The following is a 21,561-nucleotide window of genomic DNA, read 5'->3' as shown; positions in this document are numbered from 1 at the left end:
TATCTCAAATTTCAGTTAATTTTTTGACCTTTAAATCACAAAGACTCGGAGATTTTTTAAACTTTGGTCTCAATAGCTTGATTTTGTCAGCAAGCATGGCTAGGATAAAGTTAACCGAAACAAGTTTACAAGGACCGATGAATAAAAAGCTTTTAAAAACCTCTGCTTTTTTTGCAGTGACATTCCTTCTCGCCGCCTGTTCAACAAGACAGCAAGAGGATCCTACACGCAAAAATGCACAATTTTGTGGCTCTTACACGCCTGTACCTGATACAGCTAAACGCGATTATACCCAAAGGGATCCGCGTTATAAAGTTGGTAAACCTTATAAAATAAAGGGTAGATGGTATTATCCTTGCGAAGATTTCGAATATGAAGAAGTTGGCAAGGCCTCATGGTATGGACCAGGGTTTCATGGCAAAAAATCAGCCAATGGTGAACGCTATAATATGCATTCAATGACAGCAGCGCATCGAACATTGCCCTTGCCAAGTCTTGTTGAAGTGACCAATCTTTCAAATAATCGTAAAGTTGTTTTAAAAGTTAATGATCGTGGACCTTATGCTAAGGACCGTATTATCGATGTATCACATGCGGGTGCGAAACAGCTTGGTTTTATAGGTCATGGGACGGCTCAAGTGCGTGTTCGAATTTTAAAAGAAGAAAGCATGCGTTTTGCAGGTCTTTCAACTAAAAATGCACCAAAGTCAGTAGGTCCTCGCAATAATAACAATATCAAAAATCAACGTAATAATTCAAACAATGGGTTGGATGAACGTATTGATAATACATTCCCATGGCAACAACCAGTTCAATTAGCTGAATTGTCTGAAAAAGGGGATGATGCCCAAATTCAACGTGATTTAGGGTATATGCCTATTCCTCAAAAAGGGGGTAAAGTCCAATCGAGTGTGCATAAACCTCAAATGCCAACATTAGCGCCTATTGCACCTAAAATTGCACTAACAGCGCCTATTCAGCTAGCTTCTTTGAAAAAAGAACAATTTACGCCTGTTGATCATGCGGGTACACATATTACCTCGACAAAACCTTTTTATGTACAAGCCGGTGCTTTTTCAAATTATGAAAATGCTCAAAAATTTAGCCAAAAGCTAAACGATCAGAAGACAGCTAAGTTTCCACCTGCTTTTATCATATCTGCTCATATTCAGGGTAAAAACATTTATAGAGTACGAGTAGGCCCTGCAAAAACTTCTCTTGAAGCAAACCAACTTCTTGGTAAAATGGTCCATCAAGGTTATAGTGATGCCAAGATTGTTTCAGAAGGATAGTTTTCTATGTATAAAAGTTCGTATGTAAGCGCTTTTAAGCCTTTATTTTTTGTGCTCGTTGCGTTTTTTGCATTGGACCTTTTTGCTATAGATGTGCCGCCTACTGGTGACATTGAAACACACGCCAAACAAGTTTTATTGATCGATAAAGAAACAGGCACTGTTCTTTTTGAACGAAATCCAGATGAATTGATGGCGCCATCTTCTATGAGTAAACTTATGCTTGCTTATATGGTTTTTGACCGACTTAAAAATGGCAAAAACAAAATGACTGATGAATTTACAGTCAGTAAAGAAGCTTGGAAGATGAGGGGCTCTCGTATGTTCCTCAAAGCTGATTCAAAAGTGACGTTGGATCAATTGATTCATGGTCTCGTCGTTCAATCAGGGAATGATGCAGCGATTGCTTTGGCCGAAGGCTTGTATGGCAGTGAGCAAAATGCTGTTGATAAATTCAATCAAAAGGCTAAAGATCTAGGTCTTAAACATAGTCATTTTGGGAATGTAACAGGTTTGCCTAATCCTGAACATGTGATGACGGCGCGTGACCTTTCGATTTTAGCCAATCGAATTATGGATGATTTTCCAGAATATTATCCTCTTTTTTCGATAAAAGAATATAATTACAATAATATTACGCAACCCAATCTAAATCCATTGTTGAAGCTTGACCAACCTGCAGATGGTCTTAAAACAGGTCATACGGATAAGGGTGGTTATGGGTTGGTTGCATCAATTGAACGTGGTGGTCGCCGACTTGTGCTTGTGATCAACGGTCTTAAAACCATGTGGAATCGTGAGCAAGATTCAAAACATATTGTGGAATGGGCTTTTAGCAAATATAAAAACTATCGACTTTTCCAACCATTCGATGTTGTCGATGTGGCAGATATTTGGTTGGGGGATAAACCCTCTGTCCAGCTTATCATTAAAGATAAAGTCGTTGTGAATATGTTGAAAAAATCTAAGCAACAATTAAAGGTTGAGCTTATCTATGATGCGCCACTTGTAGCACCTTTTAATAAGGATACCCCTGTTGGTCAGGTGAAAGTAACAGCGCCAGGCGCGCCTGTTAAAGCCTATCATCTTTATCCCGCAGAAGATTCCTCTAAATTAAGAGGATTTTCGCGCGTTAAAGCTGCTTTCAATTATCTTCTTTTTGGTGCGGATAAAAGGCAATTTCCAACGACAACTGAAGTAACAGATAAAAATGATAATAAAGAGAATATCAAAAATAATGTCAGTGAAACAAAGAAATTTCCTGAAGATATGACACCAAAAGCATAAATGAGCCATCAAATAGACAAAAAAGGTTTCTTCATCACCTTTGAGGGTGGTGAAGGCGCTGGTAAATCAACTCAAATCACAAAATTGCGCGTTGCCTTTGAACAAAAAGGGTATGATGTCATTCAGACGCGTGAGCCGGGCGGTTGTCCTGAAGCCGAACAAATTCGTGATCTTATTCTCAAAAGTGAGCAGCATCATTTCGATCCTTTAAGCGAAACATTGCTACTTTATGCTGCACGTTATGAGCATGTTAAAAAGAGAATTCAACCAGCGCTTGATGCAGGTAAAATTGTTTTATGTGATCGTTTTGCTGATTCAACTTTGGTCTATCAAGGTTATGCGGGTGGATTGTCTTTATCGTTGTTGGAGACTCTTTATACGCTGATTATAGGGGATCTTAAGCCTGATCTGACCTTTGTTTTAGATCTGCCTATTGAGGTAAGTTCTGAGCGTACGCAAAGTCGAGGTTTACCCCAGGATCGTTTTGAAAGCAAAGAACATGATTTTCATGAAAGCTTAAGGCATGGCTTTCTGGATCTTGCAAAAAGATATCCTGAAAGAATGATTGTGATTGATGCATCAGGCACGATAGAGGATGTCTTTCAGCAGATTTTAGAGGCTTTAAAGGAAAAAAAAGGCACTGCATTTGCAATGCCTTGCCTATATTAGCAATAAACATCAAATTTTATTTTATGAGCCCATTCAGGTAAATCGCTTGTAGAAAAACAAATTCTTGTATTTTTTGTATTTGATAATGTAATATTTTCTATTTTTTTAAGATGTTCGATATTTGAAAATAGTGCGTTAATCTTATTGAAGACTTTTAATTCATAATCTGTTTCATCGCAACCAAAGTAACAAAATATTTTTTTGATCCAAGGGAAATAAATAAGCAATTCATTAAAAGTTTCAGGGTGTAAATATGAGAAATTCATGTTACTAAGCGAAAAATACTCAAAGTTTTTGACAAGCTCAATTTCATCTTCATGAAAAGATCTATAATTTAAATATTCGATATAATCATCGTTAATATCAAAATCATCACTAGGATTAATTATATCATTGGTATTAATTTCGTTTGAAGGATCATAATAATCATCACTTTCAGCTTGTGACACGTATCCAAAATGGCTCAATAATTTTATATTGAAGCTTTCTGATACTGCTTTAATGATGTTTTTTCTTCTTGTTGCTTTATCAATTGTACCATTGTTGAATGCAGTATTTATGACATCAATTTTTGCTAATAAGTGTATTCTTTTTTGTACTTTTTCTTGATCATTTAATGAATAATAAGGGTTTTGATAACGATCATGAAAATAGCTTCCATCATCGACAGGATCTTCATATTCAGTATCATCAATTTCATTACTATACTCATTATCAACAATTATATTATTATTGTTTTCTTGATTATCGATTACAATGTTTTCTTCAGTAGTACAAAATATTTTGGTAACGTTTTCATCTTCAGTTGTTTCAAATTTTTTTCTTTTACCTAATTTAATGTCATCATTATCATCATCATTTCCAGCAGCATTGACCGTGAAATTTAAAAGGGTAAGTAAAGCGATAGAGTATATTTTTAACTTCATTTTAACATCCATTTAATCATTAATTGTTTTAATATAGTGCGCTATTGCTGACATATAGTCTATATATTTATTAATAATATATAGAGGGTTGATTGTATTCCATCTTTTAATTTGTTTTGGATCTGCTTGTTGCGTTAACTTCAGGGCGTATGCAAAGTCGAGGTTTACCCCAGGGTCGTTTTGAAAGCAAAGAACAGGATTTTTATGTGCGTTTAAGACAAGGCTTTTTGGATCTTACCAAAAGATATCCTGAAAGAGTGATTGTGATTGATGGATCAGGCACGATAGAGGATGTTTTTCAGAAGATTTTAGAGGGTTTAAAGGAAAAAAAGGCATTGTATTTGCAATGCCTTGCCCTTACTAGTTAGTAACAAAATTTATTTTATGAGCCCATTTAGGTAAATCCTTTTTACAAACACTCATTCTTGTATTATTTGTATTGGATAATATAATTTTTTCTATTTTTTTAAGATGTCTGATATTTGAAAATAGTGCGTCAATCTTATTGAAGATTTTTAGTGCATAATCTGATTTTTGGATACCAAAGTTACAGGTTATTATTTTGATCCAAGGGAAATAAGTAAGCAATTCATTAAAAGTTTCAGGATGTAAATATCTCTGATTCAAGTTATGGAGCGAAAATTGCTCATATATCATGCGAGGCGGACGATTCGAATTTTGAGGCTTCAAAAATGCATATAAATTAGAATACAAATTATTATTAGGATTAATCATATCGTCTTTAAAATTAATTACATCGTTGGTATTAATGTCTTCTAAATGATTATTATTTTGGAATCCATGTCCAAAATGGCTCAATAATTTTATATTGAAGGATTCTGAAACTGCTAGAATGATGTCTCTTCTTCTTTTCATTTCATCGGGTATAACATCTGGGTTATTGATTGTATCACTTTTGAATGCAGTATTTATGGTATCAATTTTTGATACTAATAACATTCCTTTTTTCCATTTTTCAAGATCAGTTAATAAATTATAAAAATTTTGATAGTGATCATGAAAAAATGTTCCGTCATCTGTAGGATCTTTGTTTTCTTGATTATATTCATTATCATCAATTATATTATTATTGTTTTCATTGTCGTATTCATTATCATCAATTATATTATTATTATTGTTTTCATTGTCGTATTCATTACCATCAATTATATTATTATTTTTTTTCTTGTCATGTTCACAATCATCAATTGTCTTATTGTTATTTATCTCATTATCGCTTGCAATATCGTCTTCTTGCGCAGGACAAAATCTTTTGGCAATGTTTTCATCTTCAGTTGTTTCAAATTTTTTTCTTTTACGCGATTTGCTGTTATTATCATCATCATTTCCAGCAGCATTGACTGTGAAATTTAAAAGAGTAAGTAAAGCGATAAAGTATATTTTTAACTTCATTTTAACATCCATTTAATCATTAATTGTTTTAATATAGTGCATCATTGCTGACATATAGTCTATATATTTATTAATAATATATAGAGGGTTGATTGTATTTCATCTTTTAATTTGTTTTAGATTTGCATGTTGCGTTAAGTTCAGGACGTATGCAAACTTGAGGCTTACCCTAAGATCGTTTTGAAAGCAAAGAACAAAATTTTCATGTGCGTTTAAGAAAAGGTTTTTTGGATCTTGCCAAAAGATATCTTGAAGAATGATTGTCATTGATGCATCAAGCACGATAGAGGATGTTTTTCAGAAGATTTTAGAGGGTTTAAAGGAAAATAAGGCATTGCATTTACAATGCCCTATTTTTTATTTTAATGTTTAAATAATAGTAATTTTTTCTATTTTATGAACCCATTCAGGCAATTTTTCTTTATCGATGTTTGTGTCTTCTATGCCCTTTAATTTAAGTTCTTTTATCATAGGAAGATGTTCAATATTAGGAAACACTGGATTAATTTTTTTGAATACATTTTCTTTGTACCCGTGTTCATCGCAATAAAAATTACAATTTATTTTTTTGATCCATGGAAAATAAACAAGAAATTTATTAAAATTTTCAGGATGAAGAAATGTAGCGTTTGTGTTTTGTATAGAAAAATACTCAAAATTCTTTATAAATTCAATGTCTTTTTCTTTAAATTTTTGATGTAAATATTCAGCATGTTCGTCATCAAACTCAAAGTCTTCTGAAGGATGAATGATATCATTCGTATTAAGGTCAATAGATCCACTCATTAATCCTCCATCACGTCCAAAATGATATAATAATTTTACATTAAAACTTTCTGAAACCGCTAGAATGATGTGTTTTCTTCTTGTTATTTCATCGATTGTACCGTTTTTAAATTCGCTATTTATGTCTTCAATTTTTATCTTCAATGATTTTTCTTTATCTTGCTTTTCATTGTCACTTAATAAATAGTACGAATTTTCATAAATATCGTGAAAATCCCATCCCGTATCTTCTTCATTTTCTGTTTCTTCGTTAGAGGCATTTATACGAAACATATTAGTAAAAACCATGTTGTTATTAATATAATCAATAACCTCTCCAACGGTAACTTCATTTCTGTCAACTGTGTTTTCTTCTTCATTTTTTGTAATTTCAGAATATTCGTATTTAACTATTTTACGAACCCATTCAGGCAAATTTTCTTTATCGATGTTTGTGTCTTCTATGCCTCTTAATTTAAGTTCTTTTATCAGAGGAAGATGTTCGATATTAGGAAACACTGCATTAATTTTTTTGAATACATTTTCTGTGTACCCACTTTCATCGGAATAAAAATCACAATTTATTTTTTTGATCCATGGAAAATACAAAAGAAATTTATTAAAATTTTCAGGATGAAGAAATGTAGCGTTTGTGTTTTTTATAGAAAAATACTCAAAATTCTTTATAAATTCAATATCTTTTTCTTTTAATTTTTGTTGTAAATATTGAGTATGTTTATCATCAAACTCAAAGTCTTCACAAGGATGAATGATATCATTCGTATTAAGGTCAGTATATCTATACGTTAATTCTCCTTCACGTCCAAAGTGATATAATAATTTTACATTAAAACTTTCTGAAACTGCTAGAATGATTTGTCTTCTTCTTGCTGTTTCATCGATTGCACCGTTTTTAAATTCGGTGTTTATGTCTTCAATTTTTATCTTTAATGATTTCTCTTTATCCTGCTTCTCAATATCACTTAATAAATAATACGGATTTTCGCAAATATCGTGAAAATCCCATCCATCATCTACTTCATTTTCTGTTTCTTCGTTAGAGGCATCTATAAATTCCCCAACGGTAACTCTATTGCTGTTAAGTGTATTTTCTTCTTCATTTTTGTTAATTTCAGAATATTCGTATTTGACTAGATTATTATTATTATTTTCTTCAAGACATTTTTTTTTTGATGGATGGTCGTTTTCTTCGGGAAGGGGTCTTTTGGCAAGATTGTCTTCATCTCCAGCAGCATTTACCGTATAATTGAGCAATGTTAGCAAAGCTAATAAGCATATTTTTAGTTTCATTTTAATTTCCTGTAAAAAACCATTATCGTAACAAAAAGTACAGCATTGCACACCTATTGTAAAGAAGTCATTTTATTTACCTCTTTAATAAGGTTGATTTATTTTAATAATATTGTATTTCATTTAGAATAAGTTAAGTGTTTAGGTGGCACCAATTTGTTTTCCTGGATCTGGTTCGAGTCCTTCGGACTCTTACTTATCCAGGGAAACAAAAGGGAGTGGTAGTTTTTAAATTTTTAATGTGAACCCCATCGTAAAAGATAAACCGGGCGCTGTTGAATCATAGACTTCTGAATATTTTTTATTGAATATATTTTCTATTTTTCCATGTAATTTTAGATATTCTTTGATGCTATAATTCATAGCACTATCTAGAACGAAATTGCCTTTGATGAGCTCTGGTCCTGATATATATTTGGATTGGTAGCGAGGATAAATACACAACGTCATTTTTTCTACGGGGGTTAGTTCAACACTTGTGCGTACGACATTTCTAGGCGTTAAGGGTTTTAATCCTTTGTAGGTTTGACGATTTTGCACATGTTGATAATACAATGATATTTTGAGTGGATCAAATAATTGTGCTTCGAAACCTAATTCAATGCCTTTTGTTTTATAGTTTTTTTCTGTGTTGTATTTATAAGTTTTGAAATCAAATGCCAGCGGATGAACGATTTTATTTAAAAAAACATTTGCTTCTACTTTTAGTTTTTGATCCCAGAAATATGAAGTAATGCCTGCATCAATGGCTCTGTTCTCTTCAATACACAAATCAGGATTTCCAGAATATTTATCATAAAGTTCAAAGAAACTAGGTCGTTTAAAACCGCGCGCAAAGGAAGCGTTTATAAAAAGATTTTTTTCAATAAGTTCAATTTGATTTGCCAGGGAATAGCTAGCTTTTCCTTTTAAATGTTCATAATAACGAATACCCGCATTGGATTGAAGCCAATGGATAGGTTTTAGGTTTAGCTGTGTATAAACGCCATTTTGATGTTCATTTTTTTTGAAATCTTTATCAATATTGGCTTTATCTATAACTTTGTCGCCGCCAATGTCTAAGATGTAATTTTCTGCTAATGTAAAGATTGATTGATATTCAAAAGTAGTTTTTTTACCCCAAATGGAATAGGGATTTTTTTTATAAGAATGATAATGTCTTTCGTGAACAGCATGATTTATAGCAATTTTTTGAAGCCATTCTTGATCTTTTAAAAAGGAGAATTCAGCCTCGCTTCTGCCTAAAAAAAGCTTATGTCGTAAATGATCATGAAACCATCCTTTTCGATTGTCTATATTTTGATTTTCATGTTGATATAAACTTGAAAAACCGCATTGAAAGCGATCACTTGGTTTTATGGTGGACGCAATATTTGTATTCTTATTGCTATAATTTTTACGTGTTTTTTCTTTAAATTGGTCTTGTAATTTTTCGTGTCCTTGTGTTGCGAGTTTTGTGCCACCCACTAAAAAATCAAAATTGGTATCTGCATAAGAAGTTGTTAAATGTTGGTGCGCTAAACCATGGGAGCCAAAATCTTCACGCGTTTTTAAGTGCCATCCCATTTTAGGTTTCGCTTTTTCAAGAATGATCCCACCGCTTAAAACAGGATCAGGGCTTTTTATAAAATGAGGGCCCTTAATGATCTGAACTTTTTCAATATCATCAAGCAAGAATCCGTCAATCCATGAAGCGTTATCGAGTGCACTAGGATCATTAAGGTTTATGCCATTGTAAAAAACGCTTCCATAACGATGTTTTAACCCACGTATTTCGATATAAGTTGGTGCACCTATGCCACCAGCTTGTTTAATAGCAAATTGTGCATCGGATTTTAGTAAAGAAGAAAGATCATTTTTGTTCGTTTCTTCAATTTTTTTATGATTGATTTCTTGAAAATTTTTGCCTTTAAGTTCTTTTTTTGAAGTAATGGTCGCTGTTACAGGAAATGTTCCTAATGAAGTAATAATTTCAGCTGAAAGATTGGGGATAATAGAACATAAAGATATAAGCAATAATATAGGCTTACGCATTGTGGCGTCCTTTCATTTTCATTGTGATTAATCACGTCTGAAAACGAAAAAACACTCAGTTTCTTTTGAATAATTGAGTATCACTCGCCTTTCTAATCATCTCGCTTAGAAATCAATCGGACGCTTGAATGGCAGGTCTCCTGGCTATGCGTCATCATTTTATACGCCTTCCCGTTTTCACAGTGGCTATTAGTTCAATTTAAATCTACGTGATCTTAAAAAAAACTATTGTATGAAACTCGACATTTACAGTTGCGAGAGCAGCTAAGGTTAAAATCCCTTATTCCCTATTCACCCCTAAAGGGGAACCGTTCTGTGATGATTTGTAATCGAATTTGATTTCAAATTCAAGCATAAAAAAAGCAGGGTGATTACCCTGCTTTAATTTAAATTAATAAACGGCTGTCACAATTCCAGCGCCAGCAACAGAATTTTTAACTTTTTATATATTAACTATTACTTATAACTTGATTAATATATTCAATAAATTGAGGTATATTAACAATCATATCGTCCTCAAAGTGATCTTCACTTGTTTTGTCAACATAAAAAGGGTGATAATCACATCCCATTAATGTACTTAAACGCTTAAAAAAACTTCGTTGTTCATCCTCATTGATTGATCCGTGATCTATTTCAATAATTTTGGTTTTTTGTTTGCTGAAGATTAAATTTGTAAAACCAGAACCATGAGGGCCCACAATGATTTTTGCATTATTAAAAATATGTGCTTGATCAAAAGGAGATAAATCTTCAAGAAAAATAACTTTAAAATTATGTTGCTCAAGTTGATCAATTAGATTTGATTCATTCGTAATTTTACGACTTTTTGCTTTTGAGCGTGAAATATAAATTCTTTCAAATGGTGCAATTGTTGCTTTTGATGAATCAAGGAAAGTTTCATTTAGTTTCTTTTTAAGCCATTCAGGTAAACGTACTTTGGGTCCTTTACAAGGAATAAAGGGTATTGAAGGAATAATTAAAGTATCAGCTTTAACAACCGTAGTATCATTATTGATGGTTAAAATTTTATTTTTTGGTATACCTAGCTTCTCTAGAACAATATTTAATGAAGAAATTTGCCATGGGGCCTGACAATTGTTAATATAAATTTTATCAAAACTTATTTTTGATTCTTGTACAATATAAAGTCTTGAAAGAATTTGTAATAACCAATGATACCAATTTTCACTGCCGGGTGAGGAAATACTAACAAGTCTTCCTTTAAAATGTACAATTAGTTCTTCATTATTAATATCAAAATTGTCCTTGAAAACAGCAGATTGAGGTCTTAAAGAGGTTTGAACATCTTTAAGTGTTTTGCCGTCTGAAGTTAAAATAATGCCTTCATTAAGAACAACACCATCTTTTAATTCAAGCACATTTTGACTGCTATTATTTTCGACAAAAACTTCTAAAATTTTAGCGTTAGATTGAGATAATTCATCTAAGCTGATGTATTCACGACGATTTTGTATTTCAACGCAAAAAGCGAGATGTGTGGAAAATAAAGTAAACATACAAATAAAACACATAGACTTAAATTTTTGTGTTAGCATTTAAATTTTTCCTTAATATAAAAATTACTGTATAGTTATTGCAATTGAAAACTTTTTGTAATCAGTATGTTTCAACTAACTGTAAAATTTAATGTACTATATACAAAATGTCAATACGAGTTGCCTACGAGGATTTATGTCTTCTCATGAATGCTTTATTGCTGCCCCTTGCTAAAAGAAAATAAGGCTTCTATAATTTTGATATTTCAAAAATAGGGTCAGGATCTTCATATGGAAACGCTTCAAAAAAATCAGGGTCTTGGGATTCTTCTTGTTCTTCTTTCGGGGCTTTTTTATGGCACAAATCCAACTTTAGGGAAGCTTCACTTTCAAGAAGGTGGTGATACGCTTTCATTTTTAATTGTTCGTTTTTTTGTGGCAACGATTATTTTGTTAGGTGTGTATTTTTGGCGACGTCCAACAACAAAACCGACAATGAAACAAGTGATAATGGCTTTTATTTTAGGTCTGACCATTTTCGCTATTTCATTTCTTTATGTTGCTGCAGTCAAATTTATTCCTGCAGGCCTTGTAACGCTTTTATTATTCACTTTTCCTTTTTGGATTGTTCTTTTAGCCTTTATAACGAAAGAAGAGACTATTGATAAAGTAAAAATTGGGTGTTTAATTGCTGCTTTTTTAGGGCTTGTGCTCACTATCGGCACAGAATTTACAGGCCTTGCTTGGGAAGGTATTTTATTAGGATTATGTGCAGGTCTTGGTATTGCGCTAAATGTTTTTTATGGTAACCGTCTTACAAAAAATATGGACAATCAAACGTTTACTCTTTTAATGATGATTTCATGTGCTATCGTTTGTTTTCCTGTCATGTTGGTTGATACGCCAACTTTCCCTCATAGTTTTTTGGGGTGGAGTAATGTGTTTTTAGCGGCTATTTTGTTTTCTGGAGGGTTGTTTTGTTTTTTTGCAGGTATGATTCATTTGGGTCCTATCAAAGCTTCTTTATATAATAATATAGAGCCCGTTTTTAGTATTATTTTAGCGTATTTGATTTTGAATGAAAAAATGGCTTTTTATCAATATATTGGGGCAGGGCTAGTGATTGTTTCTATTTTTGCGATACAAATTATTAAACCCAAAGTACAGCTCTAATAATCTCGATTGTTTCCCTGGGTCTGCGTATGAAGCTCTGCTTCAACGCGTCCAGGAAAACAAAGGGTGCGACTATATTATTAAAGGGCTTTTTGAAAGCTATCTCTTTTGATTATGCGTTGAACATAAGCTGCAAGTTTTGGCCATTTTTGAGCATCAAGCTTTACGTTTGATTTTTCAAGGCTCACAAAATGCGTCACAATAGCAATGTCAGCAATTGAGAATTGATTGCCAGAAATATATTGCTTATCGCCGATTTCCTTTTCAAGGTAATTAAATAAAGAAGGTAATTCTTCTTTAATAGCTTTTTCAACAATTGTTTCATCTGTTTTTTGTTTTAAAACAACTGGTTTAACAACACGTTCAACAAAGATTTTAGTATGAATGACACTTGCTAATGTTTCGTCACCATATTTTTCAAACCATTTTGCGCGTGCGCGTTCTTTTGGGTCCGTAGGCAAAAGGGCGATAGAGGGATATTGCGTTTCTAAATAATCGCTAATAACACCAGAATCAGCAATTGACCAATCTTTTTCGCTATAAGCTGGAATTTTACCTAAAGGACTTGCGTTAATATAATCCTGTGGGATTTCACTGTTTGTAGCTTTAAGGAGCACTAAAGGTAACACCTCAATTTGTTTAAAAGGTAGTTTTTTTTCGTCAAGGATTACTTTTACTTTACGAACATAAGGCGAAACACTAACACCGTATAAAACGCGTTCTTCTTTTTGAATTGTTTCGGATTGCGTTTTTGTATTTTGTTCGATATGTGGCGTTGCGTTCACATTATATGTTTGTGTTATTACCAAAAAAGCGGCTAAAGTTAAAAATTTTTTAAACATTTCGTTCTCCATTTATGTTTAAGTTATTATAAATATTTTTTAAACTAATCTCTAATAGATTGTTTAAAGTATCAAATTGATGTTCCTCTAATTGAAAAACACATTTTATTTCATTGAAGACAGGTGCAATTTGTGTTTCCAAAAGCTGTTGACCTTTGGGGGTAATCCTAACTGAAACACGTCTTTCATCTTTAAGATCACGTATGCGTGTTACAAAATCTTTTGCCTCTAATCTTTTTAAAAGAGGTGTCAAGGTCCCTGTATCAAGATAGGTTCTTGTGCAGAGCTGATCTACAAATTGAACTTGCTTTTCACCTAAAACCAAAAGGACAATAAGTTGAGGATATGTTAGATCAATTTTTTTCAATAAAGGTCCATAAACCCGATTGATTAATCGATCTAAGGCATAGATTGAAAAACAGGTCATGCTTTCAATTTTTGTCATCCTTTTTCTCCTTTTTGTTTCAATATAATACTTATAGCAGATAAATATATTTTGCGCAATACAATTTTGTAAAATATTATTTGACGCAATATATTATGTTTTTGGACGGTTTGAAAATTTATTATCATATTAATTTTGATTTATTTTTCAATCTAGAGAGATGTATAACGAAATAACTTTAAATTCAGACAAGAAATGATTTGAAAACGCTAGAAGTTGAAGGGCAATGGCCTTTTACGTGTAGCATTTTCAAGTTATTTGACTATACAGCAGCACCTTCGCTTCGAACTGACGACGAATTTGTTCATTAGGCTTCTTCGAAACGCGTTGATGTGAGCCGAGTGATAGAAAATTCGGCACCCAAGACCGCAATGTATTCTTATAACATCACGGATCTGAGTACCGAAGCAACGCATCAATCGGCAGCAGTAGTAGCGTTTTTGTACTTACTTCGTACCGTATAAACGATCACCTGCATCCCCAAGCCCTGGCACAATATAAGCATTTTTATCTAATTGACGATCAATACTTGCTGTAAAAAGCTTTACTTCTGGATGTTTCGTACAGAAGTTTTTAACACCTTCAGGCGCACTCACAAGTGACACAAGACGCATATCTTTTTCAGCAATACCACGTTTTTTAAGCAAATCAATCGCATAAGAGGAAGAATTACCTGTTGCAAGCATTGGATCAACAACAATTATAAGACGACCTTTTGGATCTGGAATTTTTGCAAAATATTCCTTGGGTTGCTTTGTCACTTCATCACGATAAAGACCAATATGCCCCACACGCGCTGAAGGAATAAGCTCTAACAAAGCATCCGTCATCCCTAATCCTGCACGTAAAATAGGTACAATCATCACTTTTTTACCTGCAATGAAAGGCGCATTCATTTTTTCTAAAGGCGTTTCTATTTCTTTATATTCGATGGGTAAATCACGTGTTGCTTCATAGCTCATCAATAATGCTATTTCATTTAAAAGCCTACGAAACTCATTGGTAGATGCATCTTTTTTGCGCATCAAACTTAATTTATGCTGCACCAAAGGATGCGATACATGATAAAGATTTGGAAATTGTTTTTGTAAATCCACGATTCTTTGCTCTTTTTCTTTTGCGATCGCTAGAACATTTTCAGCTAAGAGTGGATAAGACATCAACCCCATTAAAAGAATAATTAAAACTTTAGCTTTTTTCAATGTATAAACTCCTTTTGTGAATACTCAAGACGCGTTACCAAGATTATAAGGCAAAGTCTAGAAAGGATGAGAACCGGAACGGAATGTACTTCTTCGTACATGAGTACCGGAAACGGAAGCCTGACGAAGAATTTGTCTATAGGATTGGTAACTAACTCCTTTTAGGTATGATTACGAATAAAATGACAGCAATCGTAAAAAGAACAATTGCATTCAATTGATGCAGAATAGCTAAAGTTAAAGGCACCACCAAAAGAAGCGTTAAAATGCCAAGGATGACCTGCAACGAAGCTACAAACATTAACAAATGACATAACATTTTTAAAGACTTTGGTAAAATTAAATTTAGACTTTTTACCCAAAAAAAGACGACAAAACAAAAAGTTAAAATCGCCAAAACCCGATGATTAAATTGTACGGCAGCCATATTCCTGAATAAATTAACGTAAAAAGGCGATTGCACTGCATAATCATGCGGTATCCATTGCCCTTCCATCAGCGGGAAAGTATTATACACAAGACCTGCGTCAAGCCCCGCAACCAATGCACCCGATAAAATAGTAAGTCCAATTAACATCAACATGATATGCGTTTTTATTCGAAGTTTTTTTGCACTTATTTTATCAATTATGATAACAGGCTTTAAAATTTTAATCGCGATAACAAGCATATAACCATAAATAACTAAAGCCAAGCCAAGATGAAGCATAAGTCTTATAGGACTGACATAAGGATCATCCACAAGCCCTGATTTAACCATATACCAGCCCATATACCCTTGAAGTCCACCAAGAATAAACATAATAAGCAAATGCGGCACAAGGGATTTCGTGATTTTTTTACGCATCAAGAAATATAAAAAAGGCAAAAGAAAAACAATGCCAATCACACGTCCTAAGACCCTATGAATATATTCCCACCAAAAAATACTTTTAAATTCATCTAAATTCATCAAAGGATGTAATTTAATAAACTCTGGCGAGGTTTGATATTTTGCGAATAATGATTCCCAATCAGACAAGGTTAAAGGGGGCAAAATACCCGCAATGGGCTTCCACTCAACAATCGATAAACCAGAATCTGTCAATCGCGTAATACCGCCAATGACGATCATCATCAACACCAGAAAAGCTGAAAAAATAAGCCATAAAGCTATTGATTTGTTTGATTTTAATTCTTTACTTAACATTTCATTCCTCATGTTAAAAGACCACGCACACGATTAGAAATCCAAGGTAACCCACCCAAAAGAAGGTCAAGATTTCGTTTTTCCGAAGGTTTTTGTCCAAAGGGTAAATCAATCAATTTAGCTTTTAATGCATCTAGATCTTTTAAATCTTCCTCGCTTAAAATCCCAATTAAACCTTCTTTTTGAGCACGCTCTGCACGAATATATTGTTCTCGTCGTGGGACAATACGTGGATAAATTAAAGATGGTTTGTCAAATGATAGGATTTCACAAAAACTATTATATCCACCCATCGAAATAATACCTTTTGCTTTATGAAGCAAACATTCTATATGAGAGGAAAAAAATAAAACTTCAACTTTCTTAAGTTTTTTTGCACGTTCTAAAAAATATTTTTTAGCATCTTTGACCATAAAGGGCCCTAAAATCAACGCAATGGGCAAAAGTTTTTCGTCACCATGCTCGTAAGTCGACATAAGCGCTTCAATCAATTCATCGCCATCACCCCCACCGCCAACCATGCCTAAAAGAAAATCTTTATCATGGTCAATTTTCTTAAGACCTTTTTGCGTCGAAAATGATGCACTATTGCCAAGCCTATTTAAAAATCCTGTAAATACTATTTTACTTTCAACTTCTTTTGAAATCGGTAAACCTTGTAGGGGAGAACCCATTGATTCAACGCCATAAACCCAAATTTCATTGTAAAATCTATCCAATTGAGGATAAATATTTTTACGCTGCCATTCAATATTCAACGAAGTGATATCATCTAAAACATCACGTAACCCCAATACAACTTTAATATTTTTTTCTTTTGCTTTCGTTAATGCTTCAGTAAGTTCACCCCTTAAACCTAAAGGTTCTTTATCAACAATAATCAAATCTGGTTCAAATGTATCAATCGTTTGCGCAATAAGTGCCCCACGAAGCTTAATAAGCTCTTGAATATCAATATTTAAATGATGACTTTCATAATCGCCATTGTGCAATTTTGTAATGCCAGGGACACGCATAAAATCGACGCCATGTTTCCATTCAAATTGCCCTACGACTGGCGAACCTGACACAATAAGAACCGAACATTCTGGCATGAAATCTATCAAAGCATGCGCAATTGTTTGCGAACGCCTTAAATGTCCTAAACCATAACTATCATGGCTATAAAGAAGAATTTTCTTACGCAATCCCATTATCCAAAACTCATCGTATCATTATACTTTTCCACTAGTTAGGACGAAATGAGTCAGAAGTCTAGAACTTTTTTTTATCTTCATAATAAGTTACCCTGCTAAGAGGAAGGAATGTCACTTGCAACAAACACTTTTTAAATTCATCACCATTGAAACCAAACGCCAGCAAATTTTTTTGATCTGCTTGACATTATTATCATTCCCGCTTCTTTATGCTCTTTTAAATATCCCCAAAATTATTATTAATGATGCGCTTGGTGGAAAGCATTTCCCCAAAGAATATAGTGGATTTCATCTCGATCAAATAAATTATCTTTTTATATTAAGTATTATTTTTTTTATACTTGTTTTATTAAATGGCACACTCAAATTTTTTATGAATTACTCCCAAGGCAAAACAACAGAATTCGCAAGCTATGTATTACGCGAACAAATATTTCACGATATTATCAAATTTAGATTGTCCCATTTTCAACGTTATTCTTCGTCTGAACTTATCCACATTATGGCAACTGAAGTTGAACCCATTGGCAATTTTGTTGGTGAATCTATTGCACTTCCCTTTCGTCAAGGTGGTACATTGCTCACCTTACTTTTATTCGTCTTTATTCAAGACATTTATATGGGGCTTGCCGCCATTTCACTTTATCCCCTTCAAGTGTATTTGGTACCCATTTTTCAGCGTAAAATGAATATTCTCACGCGTAAAAGATCACACGCTCAACATCAATTTGGCGAAAAAATTCAAGAAGCCTCTGAAGGCATTATTGATATTAAATCTTATGCGCTTCAAAACCGTTTCACCCAAATTTATGACAATGAAGCCAAAAATCTATTTGAAATTAAAAGCAATTTTTTTAAAGAAAAATATTTACTTAAACTTTTTAATAATATTATTGGCAACATTGTCCCTTTTTTGTTTTATGCGATCGGCGGTTATTTTGTTATTAAAGGCCATTTAAGCTTAGGCGCACTTGTTTCAATTTTAGCAGCACATAAAGATCTTCAAGAACCCTGGATTGAGCTTTTAGATTATTATCAACGTTTAGATGATACAAAAATACGTTACGAAAATTTAAAGAAAAAACTTGCTGTACCACCTGAAAGCCAAATTCCTACTCAACCTAGCATACAAAACGAACCTACTGATTTATCAAAAACAGTTTTGGTAGGAAAAAATCTTTATTTTTCAATCATGAAAGGCAATCCGATTGTTGAGGCCGCAAGCTTCACCTTAAAGCCATTTGAAAAGACAGCTATTGTGTCATCGTCAGGTGAAGGAAAAGGTGTTTTTACGCAACTTCTAGCTGGTCTTCATTATCCAGATGCTGGTGAATTATATCTTTCAAATCATACATTCTTAAGCGAACCAGAAAAATTATTAGGCAATGAAATTCATTTTGTTGATCGTGAAGCATATATTTTTTCAGGGAGCATCAAAGAAAATCTTCTTTTACCCTATGCTGCCGCTCACGAACATAGCGAACCATCTAAAGAAAAAATTATCGAAATCATTCAAAAATTAAATCTTCAAAAAGATTTTGAATATATAGGACTCACTAAATTGTTTTCTAATTTAACACATTCTACTAAAAATGAAATTATTCAATTACGCCAAACATTCAAAAAATACATCATTGAACAATATGGAGATACAATGATTGATTTTTATGAAAATAAAAAATTCAATCAAAATCTATCTCTATTTGAAAACCTTACTTTTGGACTCGCTATACACACATATTCTATCGAAGAAGTGGAAAAATATGTTAAAAAACTACTTCGGCAAGTTGGGTTGCTAGATATTTTTCTTAAAATTGGTTATGACATCGCGCAAACCATGTTTGACATGTTTGCTGATCTTTCGCCAAACCATCCTTTTTTAGAAGAGTTTAGTTTAATTAAAGCGCCAGAGCTTAAAGATTATAAAAAAATTATCGAAAATTACCCCAATATAATTCTTGAAGATCAAAGTAAATTGCTTAGTTTATGCTTTAGATTTACGCCTGCGCGTCACCGCGTTACAAATATATCCGAATCCATTCGAGAAAAAATTGTACTTTTCCGAGAAGAATTCAAAGCCTTTTTTAATGAAGAACATCCAGATGAGTTTCTTTATTACGATGAAAAAGAATATAATCCTCTTTTGCCCATTTGGAATAACATCATATTTGGTAAAATGATTTACGGACTCGCTGCAGGACAATCAAAAATAGATGTTATTATCCAAACCATACTTGAAAAATCAACCTTAAAATCTTGTTTACTTGAACTTGCCCTTAATTACAACGTTGGCTTGGGAGGTCGCAATATTTCACGCACACAACGGCAACTCATTGGTATTGCTCGCGCTTTTTTAAGTCCAGCACAACTTATAGTTCTTGATAAAGCAACAATCGTATTAGATGTTGCACATCAACGCATAATTCTAGATTATGTTTTAAGTAAGGATTTTAAAAAAGGCGTTATTTGGTCTGTTCATGAATCTCAAATGGCGAAACGCTTTGATACTGTTTTGCTCTTTAAAGATGGACGTGTTTTAGAACAGGGAAATTTCAAAGAATTATTAGAATTTGACGGTGCGTTTAAAAAGCTTTATGACCAAGAGCAAAACTTAGGAGTCATCCATGTTGCTTGAAGATGATGTTAATCTATTGAAAACAATACCCTTGTTTTCAAAAATAGAACCTAATAAATTAAAACTTATTGCCTTCACAGGTGAAAGGCTTATCTTTAAAAAAGGTGATGTTATCTTTAACAAGGGCGAAGAAGGTCAAACCATCATGATCATTTTAGAAGGCGAGGCAAATGTTGTACTGCCAACACAAAAACATGTTGAACCTATCGCTATTGTCAAAAAAGGTGAAATCATTGGGGAGATTGCAACCCTTTGCAATATTCCACGCACTATGACACTGATTGCACGCACTGATTCTATCTTTTTGTCCCTTACAAAAGAACTTTTTTTAAAACTTATTCGTGAAATACCTGATCTTGCCGTCCAAATCATTCATGATTTAGCAAAACGTTTAGCCAATACAATCGAACAATTTGAAGCAAAAATAGCCTTACATGGTGATAACAATGTCTCTTAATCTTAGAACCCTTGATGATATTGACTTTCAAAACAAAAAGGTTTTTTTGCGCGTCGATTTTAATATTCCTATTAACAATGGTGTTGTTGGCGATTGCACGCGTATAGAAGCATCCCTCCCCACGATACGTGAAATTCGACAAAAAGGTGGGAGAATTGCATTATTTTCACATTTAGGTAGACCCAATGGGTGCGTTAATCCTAAATATTCCTTGAAGCCTCTTATAAAGGTTTTGGAACAATATTTTCCAAATACACCTATCGTTTTTAAAGAGGGTGATTATATTCAAAATCCAGAAAATTTCTGGAAAAACACTGATGAAAATACGATTATACTGGCTGAAAATATTCGATTTTATGAAGATGAAGAAAAAAACGATATAGGCTTTGCCAAAAAATTAGCCCAACTCGCAGATATCGTGGTCAATGACGCTTTTGCTACCTGCCACAGATCCCATGCCTCCATCGTTGCCATCACACAATTTTTACCTTCTTTTGCAGGACGCCTTTTAGAATCTGAACTAACATCCCTTTATCATTTCTATATACAAGGTAAACAACCCTTTATGGCAATGATCGGGGGCGCTAAAATATCTAGCAAAATTGAAGTTCTCAAAAAAATTATCCCTAAAATTCAAATCCTAGGCATTGGTGGTGGTATGGCCAATACTTTCCTTTTAGCGCAAGGATATTTCATCGGTAAATCTTTAGCTGAAGCTGGACAAATCTCGATCGCCAAAGACATTCTTCAGCAATGTCAAAAATCAAATAAAAAAGTTATTTTGCCTATCGATGTTGTTGTTGCTGAAGAATTATCACCCAATACAAAAGTGACAATCAAAAACATTGACGAACTCTCTGAAAATGACTGTATTTTTGATATAGGACCTAAAACAATCGCATTGCTTAAAAATGCATTAAATGAATCTAAAACATTATTGTGGAACGGCCCCTTAGGTGCATTTGAAACAAAACCATTCGATCAAGGTACGAATCAATTCGCACAATATGCGACCCTTCTTACCAAAGAAAAAAAAATCACCTCAATTACAGGTGGTGGCGATTCAGTCGCTGCATTAGCCTCTTTAGGACTTGAAAAAGATTTTTCATATGTTTCAACAGGCGGTGGCGCTTTTCTTGAATGGATCGAAGGTCGTATCATGCCTGGACTTGAGGTGTTGTTTAAAAACAATCCTGCAAGTCGCGCAATATTATTTTAAGTGAATC

18 protein-coding genes and 1 riboswitch are annotated in these 21,561 nt (G+C 33.3%); of the genes, 8 read left to right on the top strand and 10 right to left on the bottom strand.

Going from position 1 to position 21,561, the window contains the following annotated elements; genetic code table 11:
* Nucleotides 1-137 precede the first annotated feature (137 nt).
* The 3 genes from Q8L85_08745 to tmk are packed head-to-tail and all read left to right on the top strand — an operon-like array spanning nucleotide 138 to nucleotide 3,248.
* The gene (locus Q8L85_08745; GenBank protein ID MDP1724772.1) at nucleotides 138-1,292 is read left to right on the top strand and encodes a septal ring lytic transglycosylase RlpA family protein; all 1,155 of its coding nucleotides are present in this window, start codon (nucleotides 138-140) and stop codon (nucleotides 1,290-1,292) included.
* Nucleotides 1,293-1,298: 6 nt separating this feature from the next.
* Nucleotides 1,299-2,579, top strand: coding sequence for a D-alanyl-D-alanine carboxypeptidase family protein (locus Q8L85_08740; protein ID MDP1724771.1), 1,281 nt, complete (start codon nucleotides 1,299-1,301; stop codon nucleotides 2,577-2,579).
* Nucleotides 2,580-3,248, top strand: coding sequence for a dTMP kinase (tmk, locus tag Q8L85_08735; protein MDP1724770.1), 669 nt, complete (start codon nucleotides 2,580-2,582; stop codon nucleotides 3,246-3,248).
* Here the strand turns inward: tmk and Q8L85_08730 are convergent.
* On the bottom strand, nucleotides 3,245-4,174 hold the full coding sequence (locus Q8L85_08730) for a hypothetical protein (GenBank protein MDP1724769.1): 930 nt from the start codon (nucleotides 4,172-4,174) through the stop codon (nucleotides 3,245-3,247). The genes tmk and Q8L85_08730 overlap by 4 nt on opposite strands.
* A gap of 116 nt (nucleotides 4,175-4,290) precedes the next feature.
* Here Q8L85_08730 and Q8L85_08725 point away from each other — a divergent pair, with 116 nt between their 5' ends.
* Nucleotides 4,291-4,542, top strand: a complete 252-nt coding sequence (locus Q8L85_08725; protein ID MDP1724768.1) for a hypothetical protein — start codon at nucleotides 4,291-4,293, stop codon at nucleotides 4,540-4,542.
* Here the strand turns inward: Q8L85_08725 and Q8L85_08720 are convergent.
* The 4 genes from Q8L85_08720 to Q8L85_08705 form a co-directional block, all read right to left on the bottom strand.
* Nucleotides 4,535-5,587, bottom strand: coding sequence for a hypothetical protein (locus Q8L85_08720; GenBank protein MDP1724767.1), 1,053 nt, complete (start codon nucleotides 5,585-5,587; stop codon nucleotides 4,535-4,537). The genes Q8L85_08725 and Q8L85_08720 overlap by 8 nt on opposite strands.
* Nucleotides 5,588-5,956: 369 nt before the next feature.
* Nucleotides 5,957-7,663, bottom strand: coding sequence for a hypothetical protein (locus Q8L85_08715; protein ID MDP1724766.1), 1,707 nt, complete (start codon nucleotides 7,661-7,663; stop codon nucleotides 5,957-5,959).
* Between the two features lie 228 nt (nucleotides 7,664-7,891).
* Nucleotides 7,892-9,697 carry a TonB-dependent receptor gene (locus Q8L85_08710; GenBank protein MDP1724765.1) on the bottom strand — a complete coding sequence of 602 codons (1,806 nt, stop codon included), beginning with the start codon at nucleotides 9,695-9,697 and terminating at the stop codon, nucleotides 7,892-7,894.
* Nucleotides 9,698-9,809: 112 nt separating this feature from the next.
* A riboswitch (cobalamin riboswitch) is annotated at nucleotides 9,810-10,025 on the bottom strand.
* 121 nt (nucleotides 10,026-10,146) lie between these two features.
* A complete protein-coding gene (locus Q8L85_08705; protein ID MDP1724764.1) occupies nucleotides 10,147-11,256 on the bottom strand; it encodes a glycosyltransferase 61 family protein in 1,110 nt (369 codons plus the stop codon).
* 231 nt (nucleotides 11,257-11,487) lie between these two features.
* Here Q8L85_08705 and Q8L85_08700 point away from each other — a divergent pair, with 231 nt between their 5' ends.
* Nucleotides 11,488-12,369, top strand: coding sequence for a DMT family transporter (locus Q8L85_08700; protein MDP1724763.1), 882 nt, complete (start codon nucleotides 11,488-11,490; stop codon nucleotides 12,367-12,369).
* A gap of 80 nt (nucleotides 12,370-12,449) precedes the next feature.
* Here the strand turns inward: Q8L85_08700 and Q8L85_08695 are convergent, their stop codons facing one another.
* The 5 genes from Q8L85_08695 to Q8L85_08675 all read right to left on the bottom strand — a co-directional run bounded on the left by Q8L85_08695 (nucleotide 12,450) and on the right by Q8L85_08675 (nucleotide 17,234).
* Entirely contained in the window at nucleotides 12,450-13,211 is a 762-nt protein-coding gene (locus tag Q8L85_08695) for a glutathione S-transferase family protein (protein MDP1724762.1), read from the bottom strand.
* Complete coding sequence (locus tag Q8L85_08690) at nucleotides 13,204-13,656, bottom strand: MarR family transcriptional regulator (GenBank protein ID MDP1724761.1); 453 nt, start codon at nucleotides 13,654-13,656, stop codon at nucleotides 13,204-13,206. The genes Q8L85_08695 and Q8L85_08690 overlap by 8 nt, the downstream gene beginning before the upstream one ends.
* Nucleotides 13,657-14,102: 446 nt before the next feature.
* On the bottom strand, nucleotides 14,103-14,858 hold the full coding sequence (gene upp / locus Q8L85_08685) for a uracil phosphoribosyltransferase (GenBank protein MDP1724760.1): 756 nt from the start codon (nucleotides 14,856-14,858) through the stop codon (nucleotides 14,103-14,105).
* A 151-nt stretch (nucleotides 14,859-15,009) separates the two neighbouring features.
* Nucleotides 15,010-16,047, bottom strand: coding sequence for a COX15/CtaA family protein (locus Q8L85_08680; GenBank protein MDP1724759.1), 1,038 nt, complete (start codon nucleotides 16,045-16,047; stop codon nucleotides 15,010-15,012).
* 8 nt (nucleotides 16,048-16,055) lie between these two features.
* Nucleotides 16,056-17,234: a hypothetical protein gene (locus Q8L85_08675; GenBank protein ID MDP1724758.1), complete on the bottom strand. Its 1,179-nt coding sequence runs from the start codon at nucleotides 17,232-17,234 to the stop codon at nucleotides 16,056-16,058.
* Between the two features lie 124 nt (nucleotides 17,235-17,358).
* Between Q8L85_08675 and Q8L85_08670 the strand changes: the two genes are divergently transcribed.
* Genes Q8L85_08670 through Q8L85_08660 form a run of 3 tightly spaced genes read left to right on the top strand, consistent with a single transcriptional unit; the run spans nucleotide 17,359 to nucleotide 21,554 of the window.
* A complete protein-coding gene (locus Q8L85_08670) occupies nucleotides 17,359-19,878 on the top strand; it encodes an ABC transporter transmembrane domain-containing protein (protein ID MDP1724757.1) in 2,520 nt (839 codons plus the stop codon).
* Entirely contained in the window at nucleotides 19,868-20,335 is a 468-nt protein-coding gene (locus tag Q8L85_08665; GenBank protein MDP1724756.1) for a cyclic nucleotide-binding domain-containing protein, read from the top strand. Before Q8L85_08670 ends, Q8L85_08665 begins: the two co-directional genes overlap by 11 nt.
* Nucleotides 20,325-21,554 (top strand): phosphoglycerate kinase, encoded by a 1,230-nt coding sequence (locus Q8L85_08660; GenBank protein ID MDP1724755.1) that lies wholly within the window; start codon nucleotides 20,325-20,327, stop codon nucleotides 21,552-21,554. The genes Q8L85_08665 and Q8L85_08660 overlap by 11 nt, the downstream gene beginning before the upstream one ends.
* Nucleotides 21,555-21,561 lie beyond the last annotated feature (7 nt).

This window comes from Alphaproteobacteria bacterium, from assembly GCA_030680745.1.
In the GTDB taxonomy this organism is placed as follows: Bacteria; Pseudomonadota; Alphaproteobacteria; order JAUXUR01; family JAUXUR01; genus JAUXUR01.
Note: the sequence above shows the minus strand (reverse complement) of the source record. Positions and strands in the feature narration are given on the sequence as shown.